General features: G+C 75.7%; 17 protein-coding genes. 5 read left to right on the top strand and 12 right to left on the bottom strand.

The window, feature by feature from the left end; genetic code table 11:
* Window positions 1-9: 9 nt before the first annotated feature.
* The 6 genes from OG562_RS02655 to OG562_RS02630 form a co-directional block, all read right to left on the bottom strand.
* Window positions 10-549 (bottom strand): DinB family protein, encoded by a 540-nt coding sequence (locus OG562_RS02655; protein WP_266393156.1) that lies wholly within the window; start codon window positions 547-549, stop codon window positions 10-12.
* 101 nt (window positions 550-650) lie between these two features.
* Entirely contained in the window at window positions 651-2,456 is a 1,806-nt protein-coding gene (locus tag OG562_RS02650; RefSeq protein ID WP_266393154.1) for a hypothetical protein, read from the bottom strand.
* Window positions 2,453-6,289 (bottom strand): DUF5682 family protein, encoded by a 3,837-nt coding sequence (locus tag OG562_RS02645; protein WP_266408977.1) that lies wholly within the window; start codon window positions 6,287-6,289, stop codon window positions 2,453-2,455. Before OG562_RS02645 ends, OG562_RS02650 begins: the two co-directional genes overlap by 4 nt.
* 314 nt (window positions 6,290-6,603) lie before the next feature.
* The gene (locus OG562_RS02640) at window positions 6,604-7,815 is read right to left on the bottom strand and encodes an AAA family ATPase (RefSeq protein WP_266393148.1); all 1,212 of its coding nucleotides are present in this window, start codon (window positions 7,813-7,815) and stop codon (window positions 6,604-6,606) included.
* A 35-nt stretch (window positions 7,816-7,850) separates the two neighbouring features.
* The gene (locus OG562_RS02635) at window positions 7,851-12,938 is read right to left on the bottom strand and encodes a hypothetical protein (protein WP_266393146.1); all 5,088 of its coding nucleotides are present in this window, start codon (window positions 12,936-12,938) and stop codon (window positions 7,851-7,853) included.
* Entirely contained in the window at window positions 12,935-13,789 is an 855-nt protein-coding gene (locus tag OG562_RS02630; RefSeq protein WP_266393145.1) for a DUF4132 domain-containing protein, read from the bottom strand. The genes OG562_RS02635 and OG562_RS02630 overlap by 4 nt, the downstream gene beginning before the upstream one ends.
* 29 nt (window positions 13,790-13,818) lie before the next feature.
* Between OG562_RS02630 and OG562_RS02625 the strand changes: the two genes are divergently transcribed.
* Window positions 13,819-13,944: a hypothetical protein gene (locus OG562_RS02625; protein ID WP_266393143.1), complete on the top strand. Its 126-nt coding sequence runs from the start codon at window positions 13,819-13,821 to the stop codon at window positions 13,942-13,944.
* Window positions 13,945-13,979: 35 nt separating this feature from the next.
* On the opposite strand, the gene OG562_RS02620 is transcribed toward OG562_RS02625, so the two are convergent.
* Together OG562_RS02620 and OG562_RS02615 are read right to left on the bottom strand one after the other, a co-directional pair.
* On the bottom strand, window positions 13,980-14,369 hold the full coding sequence (locus OG562_RS02620) for a cold-shock protein (RefSeq protein WP_266393141.1): 390 nt from the start codon (window positions 14,367-14,369) through the stop codon (window positions 13,980-13,982).
* Window positions 14,370-14,486: 117 nt separating this feature from the next.
* The gene (locus tag OG562_RS02615; protein ID WP_266393139.1) at window positions 14,487-15,353 is read right to left on the bottom strand and encodes a LysR family transcriptional regulator; all 867 of its coding nucleotides are present in this window, start codon (window positions 15,351-15,353) and stop codon (window positions 14,487-14,489) included.
* Between the two features lie 68 nt (window positions 15,354-15,421).
* Between OG562_RS02615 and OG562_RS02610 the strand changes: the two genes are divergently transcribed.
* The gene (locus OG562_RS02610) at window positions 15,422-16,327 is read left to right on the top strand and encodes a DMT family transporter (RefSeq protein WP_266393137.1); all 906 of its coding nucleotides are present in this window, start codon (window positions 15,422-15,424) and stop codon (window positions 16,325-16,327) included.
* Between the two features lie 74 nt (window positions 16,328-16,401).
* Here the strand turns inward: OG562_RS02610 and OG562_RS02605 are convergent, their stop codons facing one another.
* Complete coding sequence (locus OG562_RS02605; protein ID WP_266393135.1) at window positions 16,402-16,797, bottom strand: DUF5997 family protein; 396 nt, start codon at window positions 16,795-16,797, stop codon at window positions 16,402-16,404.
* A 58-nt stretch (window positions 16,798-16,855) separates the two neighbouring features.
* On the opposite strand from OG562_RS02605, the gene OG562_RS02600 reads away from it, so the two are divergent.
* Window positions 16,856-17,653 (top strand): LysR family substrate-binding domain-containing protein, encoded by a 798-nt coding sequence (locus OG562_RS02600; protein WP_266393132.1) that lies wholly within the window; start codon window positions 16,856-16,858, stop codon window positions 17,651-17,653.
* A 92-nt stretch (window positions 17,654-17,745) separates the two neighbouring features.
* On the opposite strand, the gene OG562_RS02595 is transcribed toward OG562_RS02600, so the two are convergent.
* Window positions 17,746-18,222, bottom strand: a complete 477-nt coding sequence (locus OG562_RS02595) for an Lrp/AsnC family transcriptional regulator (protein ID WP_266393130.1) — start codon at window positions 18,220-18,222, stop codon at window positions 17,746-17,748.
* 242 nt (window positions 18,223-18,464) lie between these two features.
* Here OG562_RS02595 and OG562_RS02590 point away from each other — a divergent pair, with 242 nt between their 5' ends.
* Entirely contained in the window at window positions 18,465-19,976 is a 1,512-nt protein-coding gene (locus OG562_RS02590) for an FUSC family protein (protein WP_266393128.1), read from the top strand.
* A gap of 249 nt (window positions 19,977-20,225) precedes the next feature.
* Window positions 20,226-21,272 (top strand): lactonase family protein, encoded by a 1,047-nt coding sequence (locus OG562_RS02585; RefSeq protein ID WP_266393127.1) that lies wholly within the window; start codon window positions 20,226-20,228, stop codon window positions 21,270-21,272.
* Window positions 21,273-21,369: 97 nt separating this feature from the next.
* Here the strand turns inward: OG562_RS02585 and OG562_RS02580 are convergent, their stop codons facing one another.
* Complete coding sequence (locus OG562_RS02580) at window positions 21,370-22,293, bottom strand: sirohydrochlorin chelatase (RefSeq protein WP_266393126.1); 924 nt, start codon at window positions 22,291-22,293, stop codon at window positions 21,370-21,372.
* Between the two features lie 251 nt (window positions 22,294-22,544).
* Complete coding sequence (locus OG562_RS02575) at window positions 22,545-23,549, bottom strand: N-acetylglucosamine kinase (protein WP_266393125.1); 1,005 nt, start codon at window positions 23,547-23,549, stop codon at window positions 22,545-22,547.
* Between the last annotated feature and the right edge of the window lie 17 nt (window positions 23,550-23,566).

Here is a 23,566-nt window from a genome sequence, read left to right as displayed (position 1 = left end):
CCGGACCGCTCAGCCCATGGTCTTCGAGCCGTCCAGGGACTCCCGGATGATGTCGGCGTGACCGGCGTGCTGGGCGGTCTCGGCGATGATGTGCAGCAGCACACGGCGGGCCGACCAGCGCGCGCCCGGCTCGAACCACGGCGCCGACGGCAGCGGGTGGTCGGCGTCCAGGCTGGGCAGGGTCGCGACCAGTTCGTCCGTGCGGCGGGCCACCTCGTCGTACTCCTTCAGCACTCCGTCCAGCGTCTCGCCGGGCAGCATCCGGAACGAGTCGACCCGCGCGGCGAAGTCGGCCTCCGTCATGGCGTCGAAGTCGCCCAGGGCCGAGGGCCCCTCGACGATGAAGTCCGCCCAGCCGCGTTCCACCCCGGTCACGTGCTTGATCAGGCCCCCGAGACACAGCTCGCTCGCGGTGGTCCGCTGCCCGGCCTGCTCGTCGGTGAGGTCGCGCGTGGTGAAACGCAGGAAGTGCCGGTGCTTGCCCAGCACCGCCAGCAGGTCGGCGCGCTCGCCGGTGACGGTCTGGCCGGGGGTGGTGGAGTCGTTCATGGTCCTCTTCTCCCGTGCGGGGTGTTCCGCGGTCGAGGACCACGTTAGGAGCGATAGAGGTCAGATCCTGACCTAAAGGAGCCGCGAAACGGGACGGGTTCTCAGCCCGCTCCCGACCTCGCCCCCGGCCTTGACCCCTGTGCCGACGCCGTCGCCCGCGCGCCCCAGGCCGCCGCGCACAGTCCCCGCTCCACCTCGGCCGTGTAGTGGGCGGCGGCCAGCCAGGAGCGCGCGAACCGGGGCGTGTCGGCCGGCAGGAGACGGCCGAAGGCGTCGCGGGCACGGTCCGCGGCCGTGGCGTGCAGGTCCTCGAGGAGATCGGCCGCGGTGGCGAGACCGACCCGGCGCAGCCGGGCCGCGTCCCCCGTCTCACCGCCCGGGAAGGCCAGCACCCGGCGCCCCCCGGACACGGCCTGCTGGACCCGCCGGCGCAGCAGATGGAGCGGGGCCTCGTCCGGCACGGGCGCCACGGCGGGCGGGGGCGTCGGCGCGGGCAGGTCCGCGCGCCGGAGCCGGTCCAGGCCCAGGTCCACCCGGGCGTCGGGCTGGGCGGGGTGCCCGGCGGCGAGCAACGATGCACGGGGGAGCGGCCCCGCGGCCAGCCGGGCGACGATCCGCAGCCGGCTGCCCGGGGCGGCGGCCAGCAGCCGCAGGTTGTCGCGGTAGGGGAGCGCGGGATCCTCGTGGGCGGCGGCGAGTCGCAGCGTCAGCCCGTCGCAGTCGGCCAGCAGACAGTCGCCCGTCGCCTCCCGGACCGTGCCCGCCAGCGTCACGTCGAGGAAGAGCAGATCGTGCCCTTCGTCGCCGAGGGCCCGGGTCACCTGCTCGGCGACGGGCACCGCCCACAGCGCGTCCAGCGGCTCCCCGCGCCAGTCCGCACCGGACGCCCGCACGGCCCGCACCCCCGCCCCCGCGCCGAGCCGGCCGGTCGGCGAGACGGTCGCACCGGACACGGCGAGGCCCGCGCGCGACAACTCGCGGTGGGTGAGCGCGGTGTCGCCGATCCGTACGGTCCGGTCGGCGGCGCCGGTCGCCCGGCCGGGCCCGCCCGGAGCCACGTCGGAGACGGTGTAGAGGCGACCCTGGGCGTCGGCGGTCCAGGTGACCGCGCCCGCGTACCCCGTCGCGGTGAGGACCGGCTCGGAGAACAGCCCGTACAGCCGCAGCGAGCCGTCCGGCGTGTACGGCTGCCGCACGGCGCCGCGCAGCCCGGCCAGCTCCGTGCCGGTGGCGTACGGCAGCCGGTGGGCCACGCCCAGTACGGTGCGCAGGGCGTCGACGAGCTCCGGGAGCCGATGGGCCGGGTCGGCGGAGCGGGCCGCGCGCACCCCGGTGACCACGGAGACCGCCGCCGCGGCGGCCCGGGGGAGTCCCGCGAGCCGTGCGGTGTGCGCGGCCCGCAGCAACTCCGCCTGGAGCACCGCCCCGGCCCCGTCCACCCCGGCCTCCAGCACGGCGGCCCCGGCGTCGAACACGGCTCGGGCGGCGGCGAGTTGGCCGGGGGTGGGGGTCTCGGCCCCCGCTTCCGCAACGGGGTCCGGCTCGGGGGCCTTCTCGTCCCGTGGCGCGTCCTGGGCGACCGGCGCCGCCGAGGCCGCCGCCGCGCGGTGCAGACAGTCCGGGGCGAGCAGACAGCCGCAGCGGATGGCGTCCGCGCTGGTCACCGTGCCCCCGGGGGCGTGCAGTTCGAGGTCGGTGTCGTCATCGACGGCGATCCGTACGAGGTCGCCCTCGACGACGACGGGACGGGCCGCCAGCTTGGCGACGCCCGCGTCCAGCCGCTTGCGCAGCCGGGGCGACAGCGCCTCGACGAGTTCCGCGGTCACGGCGGGGGCGACCGGCGGCAGGCCCGGGCGCGAGCCCGGGCCCGGGTGGCCGGGGTGGTCCGGCGGCAGATTCGGGCTCATGCGATCTTCTCCCCTACCCAGCGGGCGAGTTCGAGCGGACTGAGGGCGGCGACGGGCATGCCCGCGGCGACGAGCTGACCCGCGACGCCCGTGGAGTAGCGCGGGCGGCCGGTGTCGTCGAGACTCGCGCAGCCCAGGACGTGACACCCCGCCCCGACCAGCGCGCGGACCTCGCCGAGCAGCCCGCCCAGCGGGTAGCCCTCCTCGAAGTCGCTGACGACCACGACGAGGGTCCGCGACGGCACGGTGACCAGCTCGCGCGCGTGCCGTAGCCCCGCCGCGATGTGCGTGCCGCCGCCCACGCTGACCTCCAGCAGCAGCGACAGCGGGTCCTCGACGTGACCGGTGAGGTCGATGACCTCCGTGGAGAAGGCCAGGAAGTGCGTGGACAGGGTGGGCACCCCGGCCAGCACGGAGGCCGTCAGCGCGGCCCACACCGTGGACGCCTCCATGGACCCCGACACGTCCGTGACCAGGATCAGCCGCCAGTCGGCGGCCCGCCGCGCCCGGGTACGGAACACCGGGCGCTCGGGGACGACCCGCACCGTGCCGTCGGGGCCGCGCCGCGCGTTCGCGAGGTTGGCCCGCAGGGTGCGGGGCAGGTCCAGGCCGCCGCCCGGCCGTCGGCTGGGGCGCGGCAGGGTCGTGCCGTGCAGGGCGGGACGCAGCCGGGTGGCCAGCTGCCGGGTCAACGCCTCGACCAGCCGCCGTACGAGGGGCCGCAGCGCGGCGAGGCGGGCCTCGGGCAGGCCGCCCGCGTGCTGGAGCACGGCACGCAGCAGATCGACCGAGGGCCGCGCGCTGTCCGCGTCCAGCTCCGTGAGCACGTCCTTGCGGCCCGCCGCGGCGGCCGCCGCCAGCACCTCCTCCCGGACGCCCTCGCCGAACAGCGCCGCCAGCTCCTGCGACCACTCCCGCACCCCGGGATACGACGCCTCCCGGCCGCCGCCCGCGCCCGCCAGGTCGCCCCGGCTCCCCTCGCCGCGCCCGCTGCCGTACAGCTCGTCCAGCGCGGTCGCCAACGCACGCGCGGAGGGCGGCAGCCGGTCGCTCCGCCGCCCCAGCACGAGCCGCCAGCGGTCGGCGGGGTCGAGGAGGTGATCCTCGGCTTCGGGGGAGGGAGGCTCGGAAGCGACGTCGACGCGGGCGCCGACAAGGGAGTCGGCCGGAGAAGTGCCGCTGGTGCTGGTGCCCGGGCCGGTTCTGGTCCCGGTGCTGGTGCCGGGCCCGTCGGGCGGGGCGGTGCCCGGGGTGGCGTCCTCGTCCGCGCCGCCGGGGGAGGACGCCCTTGCGGAGCCGTCCGCGCCGGTCTCCCCGACCGGGTCGGCGCTGCCGGGAGCGTCGGCCGCAGAAGTGCCGCCGGGACGGGCCCCCCTCGCTGAGACGTCCCCGTCGGCAGCCTCGGCCGCCGCCGGCAGCCCCAGCGAGCGCAGGGTCGCGCGGGCCGCGAGGTCCGCCCCCGTCCAGGTGGCGAGGGCGGCCGGGTCGACGCCGTCGGTGTCGGCGACGCGGCCGGTGCCGAGGCGTTCCTCGACGGTCGCGAGCAGACGGTCGCGGGCCGCGGGGCTAAGGGTGTCGAATCCGCCGCGCAGCGCCGGAAGCCGGTCGAGGAACTCCCGGTCGGGCAGCTCCGAGACCCGGTCGAGCAGCGGCTCCAGCGCGGGAGCCGCCGCCTCCAGCAACGGGCCCGCTGCGGTCAGCAGTCCGCCCAGCCGGGCGGTCAGGGCCGACCGCGCGTGGGGGTCGACGGCCCCGTCGACCCAGGAGGCGACACGGTCGCCGAAGGCCCGGGCGTCCTCCTGCCCGAGCAGCACCCGCACGGCCCCGGCCGCGCCGCGCATCAACGGCGAGCCGTCGGCGGCCAGCCGGGCGAGGGCGTCGGTGAGCCGGATGCCGCCCACCACGTCGGCCCGGTGGGCGAGTTCGAGCAGGGCGCGCGCGTCGGCGGGTTCCTCCGAACCGGTCAGCCCGTCCACCTGCCGCACCGCGGCCGAGGTGAGCAGCTCGGCCACGGCGGCGGTCCGCGCCGTACGCTCCGCGTCCGCGCCGAGCCCCGGGACATGGCCGGAGCCCAGCCGGTCCAACAGGGCCAGCGCGGCCAGGAGTTCGGGCAGCGTACCGGCGTGGGGCAGCACCTCGGCGACGTCGTCGAGCCGCTCGTCCGCGAGCCCGGGCAGACCGCACTCCGCCGCCTGCGCGAGCCCCTGAAGGACCTGCGCCGCCGTCGCCCCGCCCGCGTCCCGCTCCCCGCGCCGACGCTCCCGCAGCACGCCCTCGGCGGCCTGGGCCGGGGTGACCCCGCGGACGCCGGCCGCGCTCAGCATGGCCGCCGTGGCGGGCGTCCAGCGCACCTCCCAGCGGGAGGTGAGGGCCTCGGCGCCGCCCGCGGCGACGACCTCCCTGGCCTCCCCGTACGGCACCCCGCACACCGTCAGTCGGCGCAACAGCAGCTCACGGCGCCGGTCGAGGTCGGACCGCAGCGGGTCCAGCCGCAGATCACGGGCCGCGCCGCCGCCGTCCCCCGGTCCCGGCAGGCCCAGCGCCGCCGCCTCGGACTCGACCGCCGGGGCGAGACCGCTGCGCGGCGCGTCCGGGGCGGGCCGGCCGGTGCGCGTGCCGACCAGCACCCGCTCCATCGCCCGTGCGACGGCCCGCCCCCGCCCGTACGGCTCACCCTGCGCGAGCACCGTCTGCACCGCCTCGACCAGCTCGCCCCGGCCCGCCGCGGGCAGCCCGCGCAGCCGCGCGAGGTCCGAGGCGAGCCGGCTGATCTCCCGCGCGTCGGCGGGCCCGGAAGGATGGCCGAGGCTCCGCAGCTCCGCGCACACCCGCACGGCCGCCCGGGTCAACGCCTCCTCCAAGACCGCCGGATCACCCGCCGCCCGCAGCACCAGGTGCTGCCACTCCGGGTCCCGGATACCGGCCGGGTACCCGGACCGCTCGTCCAGGAGGGCGTAGGCGTAGGGGATGAGGGACGTCGTCCAGGCGGCGCGCGAGTCGGCGGCGCGCTGGCCGACGGACTCGGGCTGACTGCCGGCGTCGGCGTCGGCGTCGGCGTCCGCGTCTGCGCCGGAGTCGATGTCGGCCGACGTCGTCGTCAACGCCGGTGCGTGGAAGGCCCCGACGATCACCGCGGCCCGTTCGCCGCGCGCGGTGGCCTCGGCGATCCGGGCCCGCATCCATCGCTCGCGTCGCAGGTCCAGCTCGGGCACACCGCCGGAGGCGGCCGCGTCCTCGCGCAGTGCCCACCCCGTCAGCAGGGCCGCCCGGCGCAGCGCCTCGGGCGGGGAGCCCGGGGCGATGGCCTCCACGAGCCGGTCCCACAGGTCGTCCCCGGGACGCCCGGTCAGCCGGGCCCGCAGCGCGGTGGCGAGACCGGGCCCCACGGCGTCCTGGGCGGCGGCGTGGCGTCCCTCGCCCCAGGCCCGGTCCGCGAGCGGCAGGTCGCAGGCGAGCACCGGGACGCCGTGTCGGCGGGCCCAGCGCACGGCCGCGAGCTCGGGCGAGAAGTCCGCGAACGGATAGAAAGCCGGGCCCCCGCCGCTCCCGTCACCGGGGGCGGCGGCGAGCGCCACCGGGGCCCGTGTCTCCTCGTGCCCGAGCCAGGGCAGCCACTCCTGCATCTCGGCCGGCAGCTCCACGAGCACCACGTCCGGCTTCGCCTCCGCCAGCAGCGCGGGCACCGCCGCGGCCAGCGAAGGCGCGTGGTGCCGTACGCCGACGAGATAGGGCGCGGCCGGGTCCGTGAGGGCGGCGAGGGCCTCGTCGGGCGAGCCGGGGGGACCGGGCGAGCCGGGGGGACCGGCGGACCCGGCCGACCCGGCGGACCCGATGAGCCCGGCAGATCCGGCCGATCCGATGAGCCCGGCGGACCCGGCCGGTCCGGTGAGCCCGGCGGACCCGGCCGGTCCGGTGAGCCCGGCGGACGTGGCGGACCCGGCGGACCCGGCAGGTCCCGTGATCCCGGCAGATCCGGCAGACCTGGTGCACTCGGCGGACGTCGCGGACCAGGCAGACCCGGCAGGTCCAGTGAACCCGGCAGACCTGGTGCACTCGGCAGGCCCGGCAGGCCTGGCGGACCGGGTGAGGCCGGCGGACGTGCCGGCCCGGGCGGTGCCGGTCCGGTCGTGGGGAAGGGACACGGCCGTCAGCCCTCCAGGACCGTGCGCAGGTCCCACAGGGTGCGCCAGGTGGCGGAACCCTGCTCGGCGCGTCGCCGGACGGGGCCGTCCCAGTAGCCGCGCAGCCGGGCCGCGTCGACGGGGTCGTCCTTGCGGACGACGCCGAGCAGATGCCCCGGCAGCAGCCCCAGCACGTCACGGTCCCCGGGGAAGTACGCCGCCGCGAGCGCCAGCGCGCCCGCCACGGACACGGCCTCCGCGGTGCTCATCACCGTGGACGGCCGCTCCACCTCCCAGCCCTCCGCCGACCGGCCCTCGCGCAGATCGCGGAAGGCGGTGACGAGGGCCTCCAGCACCGCGTCGTCGACCTGGAAGGGCGCTCCCACCCGCTCCACCGAGGCGCGGGCCTGGCCGCGCACCAGCGCGGTCTCCGCGTCGAGGTCCGCGATGGGGCCGACGGTCTCGAAGTTGAAGCGGCGCTTGAGGGCCGCGGACATCTCGGAGACGCCCTTGTCGCGCACGTTCGCCGTGGCGATGAGGGTGAAGCCGGGTGCCGCGTGCGCCAACGCGTCGTCCGTGCCCGCCAGTTCGGGTACGGCGATGCGCCGCTCGGAGAGCAGCGACACCAACGCGTCCTGTACCTCCGGCAGACAGCGGGTGACCTCCTCGACCCGGGCGACCGCGCCCCGGCCCATGGCGGTCAGCACCGGCGAGGGCACCAGCGCCTGCCGGCTCGGCCCCTGCGCCAGCAACAGGGCGTAGTTCCAGCCGTACTTGAGCTGGTCCTCGGTGGTGCCCGCCGTGCCCTGCACGACCAGGCCGCTGGTGCCGCACACGGCGGCGGACAGCAGCTCGGACAGCATGGACTTGGCGGTGCCGGGCTCGCCGACGAGCAGCAGACCGCGCTCTCCGGCGAGCGTGACCACACACCGCTCGACCAGCGCCCGGTCGCCGACGAACTTGCCCGCCACCACCAGACGGCGCGGCACCCCGTCGGGCGTCTCCGCCTCGTCGGGCAGCTTCAGGGCGCGGCCGTCGCTGCCCATGACGAACGTGACGACCGCGCGCGGGGTGAGCCGCCAGGCGGGCGGGCGCGGACCGTCGTCGTAGGCGGCGAGGAAGGCCAGTTCGGCGGCGTACAGGTCCTCGGGCGGGACGACCTGACGGGCCGGAGCCGGAGCCGGAGCCGGGGCCGGGTCCGGGGCGTGGGAAGGGGCGGTGGTCAGGGGAGCGGTCATCGGAGTGCGGTCTTCCAGGTGCGGTGGGACGGCGGTCATCGGCGGCGGCCCTTGCGGGTCGCCCGGGTGGTGAGCTGCTCGTAGGCCGGCGCGTCACCGGCGCGGACGCGGGCCCATGCGCGGGCGTACAGCTCGGGCACCGGCAGCAGCGGCACCGTGCGGGAGTAGCCGGCGTTCGGGTAGAGCCCCTCCTTCCAGAGCTCCACGGGCAGCCCGGGCGACTTCAGGTCGAGCCAGCCGCAGGGCAGGAACAGGGTGCGCCCGGCGCGTGCCCGCTTGGCCTCGACGACCAGGTCCGTGGCCGCGAGTTCGGCCCGCGCCTTCTTCATTCGGGCGGGCTTCCAGCCGGTCCAGCGCGCGCAGTTGCGGTCCGTCGGGTCGGGCAGCGCGAGCAGTTGGAGGTAGAGCGCCGCCGCGTCCTCGCCCAGACCGTGGGTCTCGGCGACCTCGGCGACCAGCGCGGGCACGCAGCCGGTCGGATCCTGCGCGTGTCCGGCGGGCCCCTGGGGGTCGAGGCCGGCCGCGAGCGCCCGGGCGAGATCGTCGCCGAGGATCGTCCGCAGGGCCCGTATGCCGGTGCCCCGCCACTGCCCGACGAGCCCCTCGACGAGCCCGAACACCGGGTCGTCCGGGCCGTCCAGCGCGCCCGTGCGGACCAGGACGGTCTCCTGTTCGCCGTACCAGGGGCGCAGCACCAGGGCCTCGCCCACGCGGGTCAGACCGTCCGCGTCGGCGCCTCCGGTGGCAGGCATCCCGTACGCCTTGCGCAGGGCGACCGAGGTGGCCCCGCCCTTCTCCGTCCATGCGATGTCGAGGTCGACCAGCAGCCCCGGGTCCGCGACGCGGCGACGCAGCGCGGCCAGGCCGTCCGGCAGCGCGGCGCGCAACGGATGCCCGTACGGCAGGGCGTAGGCGAGTCCGGCCAGGGCCTCCACCGCGCGCGTCAGGTCGTACTTCCCGGGCAGCGCCCGGGGGTCCTCCGCGACCAGGTTGCCGTCCTTGTCGACGCGCTGGACCGTGGTGCGGGCGAGCCAGGGGGTGCGCCGCGGGTTGAGTACCTCCTCGGCGGAGCCGGTGGACAGGCCGGCGGCGACGAGTTCCGCGGCGAGGTCCTCGGGCAGGCGGACGACCCCGCCGAGCCGCTCGGCCCACACCCCGGCCGCCGCGTCCGTGTCCGGACCGGACGTCCACAGGTCGCCCGGGTCGCCGGGCAGCAGCGCGCCGATGAGCGCCTCCCGGTCACCGGCCCCGAGCGAGCCCAGCAGCCCGTCGCCGAGGTTCTTCTGGCGCGGCTTCAGCCCGGTCGCTGCGCTCACCTCGTCGGTGAGCTGCTCGGGCCGGCCGGCCAGCAGCAGGGCCGCCTGGATCGGCCCCAGCGCGTCCTGCGTCGCGGAGGTGAGGGCGGCCGGGGCCTCCGTCTGCCAGGGCGCCGCGCCCTTGTCCCGGACGAGCCGGGTCACGGCGGTGATCGCCTCGGCGGGGAACACCGCCGGGTGCGCGGTCTCCTTCTCCAGGGCGAAGTGGGCGACCGCGCCGAACGCTCCGGTCGGATCGTGGTCCAGGGCGAGCCAGTTGACGCGCACACGGTCGGTGTCGACGTTCTGGCAGCCGAGCACGACGACCGTACGGCCCTCCCTGCGCAGCACCTGACCGACGCGCTCCTGCTTCTCGTAGGGCTCGCTCAGCAGCACCTGGCGCAGCGCGCCCCCGGGCGCGGCCAGCGGTCCGTCGGCGACGGCCTCCAGCAGCAGGAGCAGTGCCTCGCGGTGGGTGTCGGTCACGGCCGGGGAGGCGGCTCGGTAGGCGAGCGGGCGCAGCACGTCCAGCACGGACGGCCACACCAGGCCGATGCCGGGGACGGTGAACTCGTCGCTGCGCCACCCGTCGGCGAGGCCGGCGTGCCGGGAGGACTCCGGCAGCGGCTTGCCGTCGGCGGGCTTCTGGGACAGCACATGGTTCACGGCGCGGATCTGGCGCAGCGCGCGCCACTGGGGTTCGCCGCCCCACCAGCCGCTGTGGTGGGTGAGCCCGGCCGTGGCCTCGCGCAGCGTCTGGTCGTCGCCGTGCTCGGGCCGCAGGTCGGCGAACATGCCCTCGACCCGGCCCCGGTCCGCCCGCGGACGCTCGACCGGCGGCGCCACGAACGCCGCGGTCGACTCCGCCAGTCGCAGCACCGCGTGCACCAGGGCGGCGACGCCGGAGAGCAGCCGCGGGTCGCCGAGCGCGGGCAGGCAGCGGGACACGACGCCCCGGAGCACCTCGTCCGCGGTCGGGACGGCGGGCCGGTCCGGGGCGGTGGATCCACCGGCGCCCCCGGCCGCGGTCGCGGGGGAAGCGGCCCGCTGCGCGCCGACGGACCGCTTCGGGCGGGTGGTCTGCTGGGCGACGCCGGCCGCGGCCAGCTGCGCCTGCCGCTCCGCCAACGCCTGTGCACCGGCCCGCAGCACCTCGGCCGCCTGCTCGTCGGTGAGCGCGCGCAGCACCGCCGAGGCGTCCTCGTCGCGGGGGCGCAGCGCGTGCCAGAAGGCGAGGGGCGGCACCAGACGGGTGCCGGAGGCGAACTCGCCGCCCTTCTCCACCGTCGTCACCCGGCCCAGTTCGCCGGTGACAGACGTGTCGTCCCCCGCGTACAGGGCGATCTGCCGGTGGAGGACGACGACGGCGGGCTCGGCGCCTCCGGGCAGCCGCAGCGCGCCGAGCGGAACGCCCGGGGTCCGGCCGTCGACCGACGGCACCGTGACGGTCCGGCCGTCCGGCGTGCCGGCGACCGTGCGGGCCTCGGCGCCCTCGCCCTCCGAGCGGACCCAGCGGCCCAGGACCGTGCCGTCGGTGCCGAACGGGCTCCGCTCCAGGCCCGGCTGAAGGGGCAGCACCTCGCAGTGCTCCTGCAGCAGGGCCGCGTCCTCGCGGATGCCCGACCGCAGGAACGCGGGCAGCGAGGCACGCCCGTGCGTGCCGGTGACCGGGTCGTACTCCAGCCACACCTGCTGGCGGCCCTGCCGTCCCTGGCGCCAGAACGAGGTCCCGTCGCCCAGGACGGTGCGCCGGGGCGGCAGGACCGTGTCGCCCGCGTGCAGGGTGCGCCCGCCGCTGGCGCGGCCGCCGCCGGCCAGCGGGATCGAGGCCTCGTCCGCGTCATGACTGCTGTACCAGTGGGGGAGCTGCTCGCCGCCGAGGGTGAACACGTCGGCCGGGCGGGCGGACCAGTAGCCCAAGGACTTGCCCTCCTGCCGCCACGCGACCAGCAGTTCGCCGTCGGTGTAGCGGAAGCTGGGGCGCTGCCAGCGGTCCAGCTCGACGGGTAGGCGCAGGTCGTGCTCCAGCAGGATCTCGTCGGGGCCCACGACGATCACCTTGTGGCGACGGGCGAGGATCAGCGCGGGCCAGGCCTCGCCGACGGACAGCGTGTCGTCGCGGTCGCGCGCGGTCTCGGCGTCGAGCCGGCGCAGCGCCTCGTCGAGGGCGGGCCAGCCCAGCTCGTCCAGGATCCCGGCGCGAAGGGTGTGGCCGAGCAGCGGCGCGACCTGGTGCGCGGCGACCCGGGCGACGGCGGCCGGACTGACCTGCGCGGCCACCGTACGGAAGGGCCGCAGTCGTTCGAGCGCCCCGCGCGCGGCGGGCAGACCGGCCGCCGCGGTCAGCTCCTCGGCCGCGAGGTCCAGCCACTCGCGCAGCACGTCGGCGAGTACGGGATGGGCGGCCAGGCCCTTCAGCACCCCGGATTCGATGCGGTGACCGCTGAGGGTGCCGATGTCGGCGTACAGCAGCCGGCGCAGCCGTGGGTCCGCCGCGGTGGCCGTCAGGTCGCGCCGTCCGGGCCTGCTCTCGGTCAGCCAGCGGCCCAGGGAGAGGTACACGACCTGGTCGGCGGCGGGCAGCTTCAGCGGCACGCCCTGCGCCACGCACAGGTCCAGCAGATCGAGGTCGGCGCCGGCGTTCCAGCGGCCGGTGAACAGGTCGACGGGGCGGCCCTGCGCGCACAGCCGGGGCGCCATCCGCTCCACGAGCGCGAGGTTCGCCACGGAGCGCTGGGAGACAGAGCCGCCGTGCTTGCGGTGCAGGGCCCAACGGCCGAGCCAGTCCGCCGCGTCGACGTCGTCCGCCGCCGCGCCGGCCTCGCCCGTGAGCAGCAGATCCGCGCCGCACTCCACGAGCAGCGTCAGCCAGGACTCGTCGTCCTCGACGCCCCGGCCCAGACCGGCCGGCATGATCTCCAAGAGCCGTGCCCGCACGGCCGGCTGCTGCTCGGCGAGGACGGCGAGCGTGGCCCGGTAGGAGTTCCAGAAGGACCCGGGCGCCCGGACCGCCGCCGGCGAGGCGAGCAGATCGGCGACCAGGGCGCACTCCTCGGTGACCCGGTCGAGACCCGCCGCCTTGATCAGCCCCCGTGCGTCCTGCGGCAGCGACGCGTACGGCGGCATGCCGGCCGCGCAGCGCTCCACGGTCAACTGCCGGAACTGCGCCCAGGCCTGAGCCGGGCTGAGGCGTGCCGCGAGCGCCTTGACGTGCTCCTTCAGCGCCTTGACCGTCAGCGCCCCGGCGAAGGCGAACTCCAGGAAGACGGCACGCTGCCGCTCCTCGTCCACGACCAGCGCGTGCACCCGCTCCGCCTCGCGGGCCTTGCCGAAGAAGGCGGCCGCGTACGTCGTGTTCTCGTGCTGGAGGAAGACGCGGGCCGCCTGCTCGTAGAAGGTGGGCAGGAAGTGCGGGACGGCCCGGCCGAGCCGGTCGCCGAGCTCCTCGAAGCCGTCCTTGGCGGTGCCGGGACGGGACTTGGCCTGCCGCGCGAGCCGCTCGACGTCCTTGACCAGCGCCAGCGCGTGGTGCCCGTTCGCCGGGTCGTTGACCAGCGCCCAGGCGGGGAACCCGAGCGTCTCCCGGCGTACCTGCCCGACCTCGGGGGTCTCCGGCTCCCGGGCCAGGCCCAGGAAGTCCAGCGCGAGATCCTCGGCCTCGCCGAGGGTCCCCGGCACGAGCCGGACGATCCGCCGGTCGTCCAGCGCGGGATGGGTGTACGTGCGGACGGTGAGGGTGTCGGCGTCCTCGCGGGTCGTGGCCCCGGAGGGCAGCACGGCACCCGCGTCCAGGAGCGTGCCCGCAGTGGTCTCGTCGTAGGTCGTCATGCCGCCCGCTCCTCGTCCTCGATGTCACGTCCGGCGTACAGCGCGGCCGCCATGCGCATGCCCTCCGACCAGGCCACCGGCCCGATCTGACCGAGCTTCAGCGCCCGTCCTGCGGAGTCGGTGAACGTCAGGGGGCCGGTCTCCGTCTCCTCGTAGCCCTCGTAGTCGCCGACCCATACCCGGGCCTCGACGGTGCGGCCGTCCTCCAGGACGGAGAGGACGGCCTGGCCGCCGCGCACGCGGTAGCCGAGCTGGGTGACGCGGCCGTGCAGGAACCGCTGTTCCTTGAAGGCCCCGCCCGCATAGTCCTCGACGGTCGTGCTCTCGGCGTCTAGCGCGGCGGGCCTGCGCCACACCTCGCGGAAGAGCTGCTGGGCGCGCTGCTCCACGCCGAGCTCGACGGCGAACTCCCGCAGCTCCTCCAGGTCTTCGAGGAGCACCGGATGCGGGAGGCGGACCAGGTCGGGGGCGATGCGCACGGTGTCGCCGTCGAGGTCGACCAGGCCGAGGCCGCGCTCGGGGTCGGCGTCCCGCAGGAATCCGGCCACCTCGCCGTCGGCTCCGGTGACCACGAGATCGCGCAGCGCGGCCTGCCAGGCCGGGTCGGGCCACACGCGGGCGACGACGGCGAACGGCACCGGCAGCGAACGCACCATCCACCGCTCCACGTCGGCCAGGCACCGGCGTTCGTGCCGCTCCAGCCACTCGGTGAGCTGACGCAGTCCCACCACCGCCGGATCATCGGCGATCTTGGGCGGCACGGACTTCAACCGCCGCCCGGCCGCATTGCGGCACACCACCTTGCCGTCGTCGAGAGCGACCTCGTAGTCGCCAGCCGACACCCACCCCATACGTGCCTCCCCGCACCCGCAGTGATCAAGTGACGGGAACTGTAGGACAGGGCACTGACAACGGGGTCGGCGAGCACGGCGATTCGGCGTTCGGCGAGGTGAAGCAGCAGGTCAAGGACCCTGCGCAGCCGAAAGCGGTGGCGGTGGGGGAGTGACACTCCCCCACCGCCACCGCTTTCGGCCGGTGAGGTCAGCCCTCGACCCAGCCGTGGTTCTTCGCGAACTGCGCCAGCCCGGCGCGGACCTGGACGATCTGTTCGCCGGTGAGCGAGGGCGCCGCCGTCAGCAGCGCCTCCGTGACGTCCCGGGTGAACTCCTCCGTGCTGAGCACATCGCACAGGACGTCGTCGTCGGCGGTGAGCGGCTTGCCGTCCTCGCCTCGCGCGAGCCGCACCCCGGACGCCTTCGGGCCGCGCTCACCGTCCTCGATCTCGAACTCCACCACGATGCCCCGGCGCACCTGCGACTCGGGCATCAGCATGTCGTTGACGTGCAGGAAGACATCCTCCCCGCCGTCGTCGGGCGCGATGAACCCGTAACCCCGCTGGCTGTCGAAGCGCACCACACGACCAGCAACCATCCCAACCCCCAGCAACCTCGAAACACCCACGTCGGTGAACCTCCTCCGATCGTAGCCAAACCGACGGCTTCCAGGCGAACTCCCGACGCTTCGCGGTCGCGGTTCAACGTTCCTGGCTCACGGCATGCGGTACAGCGCGGTGAGCAGCTCCACCACGGCCTGTGTCGCGGGATGCGGATCGTCGCGCCACCACATGAGGCGCACGGCGACGGGCTCCGCGTCGCGCACCGGCCGGTAGACGACCCCGGGGCGCGGGTACTGGTTGGCGGTCGCCTCGGCGGTCACCCCGACGCTGCGGCCGGTCGCGATCACCGTCAGCCAGTCGTCGACGTCATGGGTCTCCTCCGTGGCGGGGCGCGCGTCGGCCGGCCACAGGTCGGGGGTGGTGGTGCCGGTACGGCGGTCGATGAGGAGCCTCCGCCCGCCGAGGTCGGCGAGGCGCACGGAGCGGCGCCGGGCCAGGGGATCGTCGGCGGCCAGGGCGCACAGCCGCCGCTCCAGCCCCACGATCGCCGAGTCGAACCGCCGGTCCCCGGGCGGCCGGCGCACCACCGACAGGTCGCAGGCGCCCTCGGCCAGCCCGGCGCTCGCGGAGTTCACCCGCACCAGCTGAAGCTCCGTCTCCGGGCGCTGCGCCGCCCACTGGCGCTGGAAGGCGAGGGTGTGCCGACCGAGGGCCGACCAGGCGTAGCCGATCCGCAGCCGGGTGTGGCCCGAGGCGGCCTCCTGCACCAGGGTCTCCACCTCGCCGAGCACCCGCCTGGCGTGCGCCGCCACCCGCAGCCCGGTCGCGGTCGGGGTCACCACCCGGGAGGTCCGTCTCAACAGCCTTACGCCCAGGGCGCGTTCGAGTGAGGCGAGGGTGCGGGAGACAGCTGCCTGGGAGACGCCGAGCACGGCTGCCGCGTCGGTGAATCCGCCTTCGTCGAGGATCGCCACGAGACACCGCAGCTGCCGCAGCCCCACATCCGCCCGACCATCCATGACCACAGCGTATAGGTGTGCTGCTTCATGCATTTTGCGCAACGTCGGGGCGGGAGGACGATCCACGTATGCCCACCGCATCCACACCGCCGACCGCCGTCTGGGAGGCCGCGGTCCCCGCCGCCTCGCAGCCTCACGGAAAGCGTCAGAGCCTCGCCGGCGTGGCCACCATGGTCGGCAGCGGTCTGTCCAACCAGACCGGCGCCGCAATCGGTTCCCTCGCGTTTCCCGTGCTCGGCCCCGTGGGCGTCGTGGCGGTACGGCAGTACGTGGCCGCGGCGGTCCTGCTGGCCGTCGGCCGCCCCCGCCTGCGCTCCTTCACCCGGCGCGAGTGGGGACCGGTCCTGGTGCTGGCCCTGGTGTTCGGGACGATGAACCTGTCCCTGTACACGGCCATCGACCGCATCGGCCTCGGGCTCGCGGTGACCCTGGAGTTCTTCGGGCCGTTGGCCATCGCGCTGGCCGCCGCGCGCCGCCGGGTCGACGCCTGCTGCGCGGTGATCGCCGCGGCGGGCGCGGTCGCCCTGATGCGTCCCCGGCCCTCGACCGACTACGTGGGGATGGGCCTGGGCCTGCTGGCCGCCGTGTGCTGGGCGTCGTACATCCTGCTCAACCGCACGGTGGGCCGGCGGCTGCCCGGTGCGCAGGGGTCCGCGGCGGCCGCGGCCGTGTCGGCGCTGGCGTTCCTGCCGGTCGGCGTCGTCCTCGTGCTGCGCGAGCCGCCGACCGCCGAGGCCCTCGGCTACGCCGTCGTGGCCGGCGTCCTGTCCTCCGCCGTGCCCTACCTCGCCGACCTGTTCACCCTGCGGCGCGTGCCCCCGGCCGCCTTCGGCCTGTTCATGAGCGTCAACCCGGTGCTGGCCGCGCTGGTCGGCTGGCTCGGGCTCGGCCAGGGCCTCGGCCTCGTCGACTGGTCGGCCATCGCGGCCGTCGTCTGCGCCAACGCCCTGAGCATCGCCGTACCGCGCACCTGACCGGCAACCCGTTTCAGAAGCAGGGCGACCGGGGGTCAGGAGCGGCCGACCACGGGATCAGAAGCCGACCGCGGTCAGGACTCGGTGTCCTCGGCCCGCTCTGCGTTGCGCTTCTTGATGCGGACCGTCTCCTTGCGGACCTCGGCCTGGGTGGCGCGCTCCTTCTCCAGCCACTCCGGCCTGGCGTCCTTGAGCGCCTCGATCTGCTCGGTGGTCAGCGCGTCCGTCACACCGCCGCGGGCCAGGCCCGCGATGGACACGCCCAGCTTCGACGCGACCACCGGACGGGGGTGCGGGCCGCTCTCGCGCAGCGTCCGCAGCCACTCGGGCGGGTTCGTCTGGAGCTCGGTCAGCTCGGCACGCGAGACGACGCCCTCCTGGAACTCGGCGGGCGTGGCGGGGAGGTACACACCCAGCTTCTTCGCCGCGGTGGCGGGCTTCATCGTCTGGGCGGTCTGCTGCGACTTCATACCGTCCAGACTATCCGCCGCGGACGAGACCTCCGACCACAGCCGGTAGCCTGGCGGGATGACCGACTCGGCCGATTCCCCCTCGTTCCGGCTCGCGTACGTCCCCGGAGTGACGCCCGCCAAGTGGGTGCGGATCTGGCACGAGCGCCTGCCCGACGTCCCCCTCACCCTCGACCAGACGACCGCCGCCGAGGCCTCCGACCTCTTGCGCGACGGCACCGCGGACGCGGCCTTCGTCCGCCTCCCGGTCGACCGTACGGTGTTCAGCGCGATCCCCCTCTACACCGAGACGACCGTCGTCGTGGTCCCCAGGGACCACCTGATGACGGCCGCCGAGGAGGTGACCCTGGACGACCTCGCCGAAGAGGTGGTCTTCCACCCCCTCGACGACGTCCTCGACTGGGACCAGCCGCCCGGGCAGCCCGCCTTCGAGCGCCCGGCGACGACCGCCGACGCGATCGAGCTGGTCGCCGCGGGCGTGGGCGTGCTGCTCGTGCCCCAGTCGCTGGCCCGCCTCCACCACCGGCGCGACCTCACCTACCGCACGGTCGTCGACGCCCCCCAGTCGGCCGTCGCCCTGTCCTGGCCCGAGGACGCGACCACCGACCTCGTCGAGGACTTCATCGGCATCGTCCGCGGCCGCACGCCCAACAGCAGCCGCGGCCGCGCCCCGCAGACGCCGGCGGAGCGCGCGCCCGAGCGCCGCAAGCCCGCGGCGGGCCGGACGACGGGCGGCGCCAAGTCGACGGGCGGCAACGGCACACGCGGCCGCGCCGGCGGTGCGAAGGGCGCCGGCGGTGCGAAGGGCGGCGGCCGGCGCGGAACCGGCGGCGGCAAGCCTCGCCGCCGGTCGTAGAGAGTCGTCGAAAGAGTCGTCGAAAGAGTCGTCGAAGGCGTCGTCGAAAGCGTAGAAGAGTCGTCGAAAGCCTGGAAAGGCGTTGCCGCGCGCTACTGCGCGGCCGTCCGCCCGATCGACTCCACCAGCGGCAGCAGCCGGTGCGGCACCCGCTCGCGCAGGGCGACCTCGGTGCGGGTGCGGACCACTCCCGGCATGCTGATCAGCTTCTGGATCACGTCCTCCAGATGCGCGTTGTCACGTGCCACGACCCGGGTGAGGAGATCGCCGCCACCGGTGATCGAGAAGGCCTCGACGATCTCCGGTACGGCGGCCAGCGCGTCGCCCACGTCGTCGAGGTGGCCCTGGGTGACCTCGACGTGCACGAACGCGAGGACCGGGTGGCCGAGCGCGGCGGGGGAGAGGGTGGGGGCCGTGCCGGTGATCACGCCGTCCCGCTCCAGCCGGTCCAGGCGGGCCTGCAGGGTGCCGCGGGCGACGCCGAGGATCCGGGCGTACTCCCGCACGCTCGTGCGCGGCTGGTCGAGCAGCAGCCGCAGGATGCGGGTGTCGAGCTCGTCGACGGCCATGGTCCCCGGCCTCCTCGTCGTCGTTCTCCTGCGACCTTCTTTTGAACTTCTTTGACTGTACCCATGGCCCAGTGGTCCGTTGGTCCTCTGGTGGCAGGCGGCAGGGCTTCCCGGCTGAGCCATTGGACCAGTGCTTTCGGGCTCTGTTGATCCAACAGCCCTCCGGATGCTGAGATGGTGGCATCGATGGCGCTGCGGACTCCGCGGCGCCTTTCTCATGGGTGGGGAAGGGGCGGGGCAAGGTGCTGAAGAGGGTGTTCGCGGCGCCGGATCCGGGGCGGGTGCGACTGCGGTTCGCCTCCCGGGCGGTGCTGGGGATCGGGCTCGCCGTGGCGCTGTGCGGGCTGGCCGGACACTCGCTGACGGCGGCCGTCACCGGCGGTCTGGCCGCGCTGCTCGCCCTGTTCACGGTGGCCGACGCGACCGTGCGCGGGCAGGTCCTGACGACCGCGCTCCTGCCGGCCGTCGGGCTGCCGGTGCTCGCGCTCGCGGCCGTGCTGCACGACGTGCCCCTCGCCCGCGACCTGACGTTCCTCGCCGTCGTGGGGGCCGGGGTGTACGCGCGGCGGTGGGGGCCGCGAGGACACGCGCTCGGGGTGTTCGCCTTCATGACCTTCTTCGCCGCGCAGTTCCTGCACACCGTCCCCGACCAGCTGCCGGAGCTGTCCGCGGCGGTGCTGCTGTCGCTGGCGGCGTCGTCGCTGGTGCGGTTCGGGCTGTGGCGCTACGAACGGCGACTGCCCGCGCCGGCGGCCGTGGCCGCGCCGACCGGCGGTTCGGGGCTGGCGCGCATCACGACGCGGCAGGCGGTGCAGGCGACCGTCGGGGCCGGATTCGCCCTCGCCGCCGGACAGGCGCTCTCCGACCAGCGCTGGTACTGGGCCGTGGGCGCCACGTGGTGGGTGTTCGTGAACACCACCTCGCGCGGCGAGACGCTCGTACGCGGCTTCCGGCGGTTTCTCGGGACCGTCATCGGGATCGTGCTTGGCCTGGTCGTGGCCGTGCCTGTGCACGGGGCGCCGGTGGCGACGGCGGTGCTCGTCGCGGTGAGCGTCTTCGGGATCTTCTACACCGCAGCCGTCTCGTACACCTGGATGATGCTGGCCGTCACGGTCATGGCCAGCATGCTGTACGGACTGCTCGGCCTGCTCGACCCGGCGCTGCTCGCGCTGCGGGTGACCGAGACGGCCGTGGGCGCGCTGGGCGCCGTGCTCGCGGTGCTGCTGGTGCTGCCCGTGACCACGCACGCCGTGACCGACGCTTGGGTGGAGCGGGCGCTGCGCTGCGTGCACGCCTGCACCGCCGAGGCCGCCGCCAGACTCGCCGGTTCCCCTACGGCGGACCCGGCCCGGCGGGTGGCCGAGCTGGAGCAGATCCTCTCCCGGGTCCGGCTGTCGTTGGCGCCGCTGGTGCATCCGTTCAGCCCGCTGCGGGCACGCAAGAGCCGGGCCCGGCAGGTGCTCGCCCTGCTCGACGACTGTGCGCGTGAGGTGCGCGGGCTGGCCTCCGTCGCCGCGCACCCCGAGGCCTCGCACGACGCCCGGCTCGCCGCGGCCTGCGCGCGCGTGGAGTCCGCCGTCGAGGCCCTCACCGCCGCCCCGAACGGCGGCCGCCGCCCCGGCGCCGAAGCCGCCGCCGCGCCGCAGACCGCGCACACCCCGCCGGTCCTGGCCCACCTGCACGCCCTCGAACAGGCCCTGCTCGACCTCGCCGTCCCCCTGCGCGGATCCGACCGAGTCCCGACCACCGCCTGAGCAGCCCTCCCGCGGCGGATCCTCGTGCGGTGCGCCCCGTCGTGCGGCGCGCCCGGCCCGAGCCGCTCACGAACCGCTCCACGGCCCCGCCCGCCCCGCCGAAACCCTGTCGAATCCCCGCTGAATCCCAGCTCGATCCCCATCGGACCCCCTCCGGAACGGGTCCGACCGGTCCGTCACTATGGTCTAGACCGTTAGTGATCGACTGCTACCGTCACCCCGGACAGCAGCGACCGAGAGGGGACAGCGGTGGCAGACCTCGGCGGAGGACGGCGGCGGGCGTTCATCGGTTCGTTCACGGCGGCGGGAGGGCCCGGGATCGTGGCGGCCGCCGTGGACCCGGGCAGCGGCGGACTCACTGTCTTGGGCAGTGTGAACGGCCTCGCCGACCCCTCCTACCTGGCCCTCTCGGCCGCCAGGGACACGCTCTACGCGGTCAGTGAGACGGCCGACGGCGCGGTGGCCGCGTACCGGGTGGCAGGGGACGTACCGGAGCCGGTCGGCGCGCCCGTGCCGGTCGACGGCAGCGGGCCCACGCACCTCAGCGTGTTCGACGGACACGTCCTGACCGCCAACTACGGCTCCGGCAGCGTCACCGCCGTCCCGGTCCGCCCTGACGGCACGCTGGCCCGGGCCGCTTCCGGCGTCCTCCGGCACACCGGCTCCGGCCCGCACACCCGCCGCCAGCAGGCGCCCCACGCCCACCAGGTGCAGCCCGACCCCAGCGGGCGCTGGGCGGTCAGCGTGGACCTCGGGACGGACTCGGTGCGGGTGTGCGCCCTGCGCGAGGGCAGCCCGGTCGTGCACCGGGAGAACGCCCTGCGCCCCGGCTCCGGACCGCGTCACCTGGCCTTCCACCCGGGCGGCTCGTACGCGTACGTCGTGAACGAACTCACGCCGACCGTCTCCGTCTGCCACTGGGACGCTCTGGAGGGCTCGCTGAAGCCGCTGGCCGAGACCGCCGTGCTGCCCGGCGCACCGGCCGCCGACGCCTACCCCTCGGGCATCGTCGTCGCGCCCGACGGCCGGTTCGTGTGGACCGCCACCCGCGGCGAGGACGTACTGTCCGTGTTCGCCGTGGAGGGCGACGGGGAGGCGCTGCGCCTGGTCGGCACCGTGCCCTGCGCCGGGCACTGGCCGCGGGCCGTCGCCCTCTCCGAGTCCGGAGCTTTCCTGTACGTCGCCAACGAGCGCTCCGGCGACGTCACCTGGTTCGCCCTCGACCCGGCCACGGGCCTGCCCCGGCGCGCCGGCTCGATCCCCGTCCCCGCCGCGTCCTGCGTGGTCCTCGGCTGACCCCGCCCGGTCCGCCCGCCCCGCCCCGGGCACGACGAAGGGCCCCCTCCTCGGCCGGAGCGGGGCCCTTCGTCGTGTCGTACGGCGTCCGGCCGGTTCAGCGGACCGGCGCGCCCTGCGGCTGCGGTGGGGCGATGCCGAGGGCGGTCGTGTACTTGGCCAGCGCCAGCTTGCCGATGGCCGGGTACGGGCCGAGCGCCTCGGCGGCGGCGCAGCCCGCCTCCCTGGCCGCCTCCGCGATCAGCGTGGCGTCGATCTCCGGGCCGATGAGGTACGGCGCGAGCGCCAGCTGCTGAGAGCCGGAGGAGCGCAGCTGCTCGGCGACGGAGGAGATGGAACCCTCCTGGTCGAGGGCCGCGGCCATCACCGGCACGGCGAGACGCGCGGCGAGCAGCATGCCGGTGATGCCGGCCGCCTGCACGGCCTCCTCGCCGCCCACGGAGGCCAGGATGATGCCGTCCGCGGCCGTCGCCACGGTGAACAGCCGGGCGCGGTCCGCGCGGGCCAGACCCGCCTCGGACAGGCGCACGTGCAGTCCCTCGGCGAGCAGCGGGTGCGGGCCGAGCACATCGGTCAGGTCGGCCGCGATCCGGCTCTCCATGACGGCCTGGCGGACCTGGCGCAGCAGCGCCCCGTCCGGACCGGCCAGCAGCGGCACGACGACGGCGACCGGCCCGTCGGGCTCCTTGACGTCCAGTCCGGCGGCGCGGGCCTGCTCGTAACGGGCGGTGCGCTCGTCGGCGGCGTGCGCGAGCACGGACTGCAGGGTGGGGAAGGCGGTGTCGTCCCCGTCGAGGTACCCGATGCGCGCGTCGAGGCCGGGGAGCTCGGAGCGGGCGATGCTCACGATCTCCTCGGCGAGGCCGCGGGTGGCGGCGCTCGGCGTGCCCGGCACCGCGAGGACGAGCGCGGGCGCGCCCTCGGGAGCCGCCAGCGGCTCGGGTCGGCGGTGCCGCCCGGGCTGGCGAGGTCGCGGCATTCGTACTGGCAGGCCGGACGCGGGCCCAGTGGGGGAGCTCATGGCGACGCATGTTACTGGCTTCCTGGGCTCCCTTGTTCGGGGAGGGTGCACGTGAGCGGTATCCGTCCTGTTTTGTCTGATGAGTTACGTACGGATCAGAAGTGATCAGCGTGTTTTCCGGGCGACTTGCCCTCGAAGGGAGCAATCCCCCTTTTGGGTAACGGTGTACGACTCACCCACCCCGCTCGTCCACCCTGCTCACCCACTCTGCCGCCCCGTCTCTCTCGCCCGTCCTCTTCTCTCCGCGCGCCCTACGCGCGACGCGCGACGCGCGCGACATACAGCATCGCCTCGTCGGCCGGCAGGGCGGGCGCGCCCGCCGCCAGACCGGCGGCCAGCCGCACCGCCCCGTGCAGCGGATCCCCCTCGGCGGCCACCCGCCGCCCCCGCGGCAGCCGCCCGGCCAGCTCCTGGGCCAGGGGTACGAGGAGGGGGTCGCCCAGCTTCAACAGGCCCCCGGTGACGGCGTAGAGGGGTTCTCCGTCGGCCGGGCAGACGGCGGCCGCCGACTCGGCCAGGTGCCGGGCCGCCGCGCGCAGGATGTCCGAAGCCACCGGGTCGTTCGGCGCGCATGCGGCCACCCGGGGTGCGAAGGAGGCCAGGACGGCCGCACGGTCGTCGCGCGGGTAGAGCAGGCCGGGCAGACCGGGCATCGGGCCGAACTGCTCCTGGGCACAGGCCAGCAGCCGGGCGGAGCCGCCGGGTCGTCCGTCGTGCGCGCGCAGCGCGGCCTCCAGGCCCGCCCGCCCGATCCAGGCGCCGCCGCCGCAGTCGCCCAGCAGATGACCCCAGCCGTCCGCCCGGCGCCAGGCCGTCAGGTCCGTGCCGATCGCGATCAGGCCGGTGCCCGCGGCGACCACGGCTCCCGGCCGTGGGCCCAGCGCGCCGACGTAGGCGATGACGGCGTCGGCGGCGAGTGCGATCGTGGGAACGCCGAACTCGCGCGCCAGGGCGTCCGGGAGTTCGGCGCGCAGGGCGTCGCCCAGAGTGGCGAACCCCGCCGCGCCGACCACGGCCGCCGCGAACCGGGCGACCCCGGTCTCGGACGTCAACCCCCGCACCATGGGGGTGAGTCGGGCCATCAGGTGCCCGGGGTCGATGCCTCGCGCACCGGTGCGCACCGGCTCCCGGGACGACCGTTCGGCGACCGCGCCCCGCTCTACGGTGCCCACGGCGACCCGCAGCCCGGAGCCGCCCGAGTCCACGGCGAGGATGCCGGTGCCGGTCCCCGTGCCTGCGCCTGTGCCCGCGCCCATGCCTCTGCCCAGCCCCG

This window comes from Streptomyces sp. NBC_01275 (genome assembly GCF_026340655.1).
GTDB lineage: Bacteria > Actinomycetota > Actinomycetes > Streptomycetales > Streptomycetaceae > Streptomyces.
Note: the sequence above shows the minus strand (reverse complement) of the source record. Positions and strands in the feature narration are given on the sequence as shown.

What these genes read in the sequence shown, in the direction of transcription:
- OG562_RS02655 (WP_266393156.1), bottom strand. Translation starts at nt 549, where the DNA reads ATGAACGACTCCACCACCCCCGGCCAGACCGTCACCGGCGAGCGCGCC.
- OG562_RS02650 (WP_266393154.1), bottom strand. Translation starts at nt 2,456, where the DNA reads ATGAGCCCGAATCTGCCGCCGGACCACCCCGGCCACCCGGGCCCGGGC.
- OG562_RS02640 (WP_266393148.1), bottom strand. Translation starts at nt 7,815, where the DNA reads ATGACCGCTCCCCTGACCACCGCCCCTTCCCACGCCCCGGACCCGGCC.
- OG562_RS02635 (WP_266393146.1), bottom strand. Translation starts at nt 12,938, where the DNA reads ATGACGACCTACGACGAGACCACTGCGGGCACGCTCCTGGACGCGGGT.
- OG562_RS02630 (WP_266393145.1), bottom strand. Translation starts at nt 13,789, where the DNA reads ATGGGGTGGGTGTCGGCTGGCGACTACGAGGTCGCTCTCGACGACGGC.
- OG562_RS02620 (WP_266393141.1), bottom strand. Translation starts at nt 14,369, where the DNA reads ATGGTTGCTGGTCGTGTGGTGCGCTTCGACAGCCAGCGGGGTTACGGG.
- OG562_RS02615 (WP_266393139.1), bottom strand. Translation starts at nt 15,353, where the DNA reads ATGGATGGTCGGGCGGATGTGGGGCTGCGGCAGCTGCGGTGTCTCGTG.
- OG562_RS02610 (WP_266393137.1), top strand. Translation starts at nt 15,422, where the DNA reads ATGCCCACCGCATCCACACCGCCGACCGCCGTCTGGGAGGCCGCGGTC.
- OG562_RS02605 (WP_266393135.1), bottom strand. Translation starts at nt 16,797, where the DNA reads ATGAAGTCGCAGCAGACCGCCCAGACGATGAAGCCCGCCACCGCGGCG.
- OG562_RS02600 (WP_266393132.1), top strand. Translation starts at nt 16,856, where the DNA reads ATGACCGACTCGGCCGATTCCCCCTCGTTCCGGCTCGCGTACGTCCCC.
- OG562_RS02595 (WP_266393130.1), bottom strand. Translation starts at nt 18,222, where the DNA reads ATGGCCGTCGACGAGCTCGACACCCGCATCCTGCGGCTGCTGCTCGAC.
- OG562_RS02580 (WP_266393126.1), bottom strand. Translation starts at nt 22,293, where the DNA reads ATGAGCTCCCCCACTGGGCCCGCGTCCGGCCTGCCAGTACGAATGCCG.
- OG562_RS02575 (WP_266393125.1), bottom strand. Translation starts at nt 23,549, where the DNA reads ATGGGCGCGGGCACAGGCGCAGGCACGGGGACCGGCACCGGCATCCTC.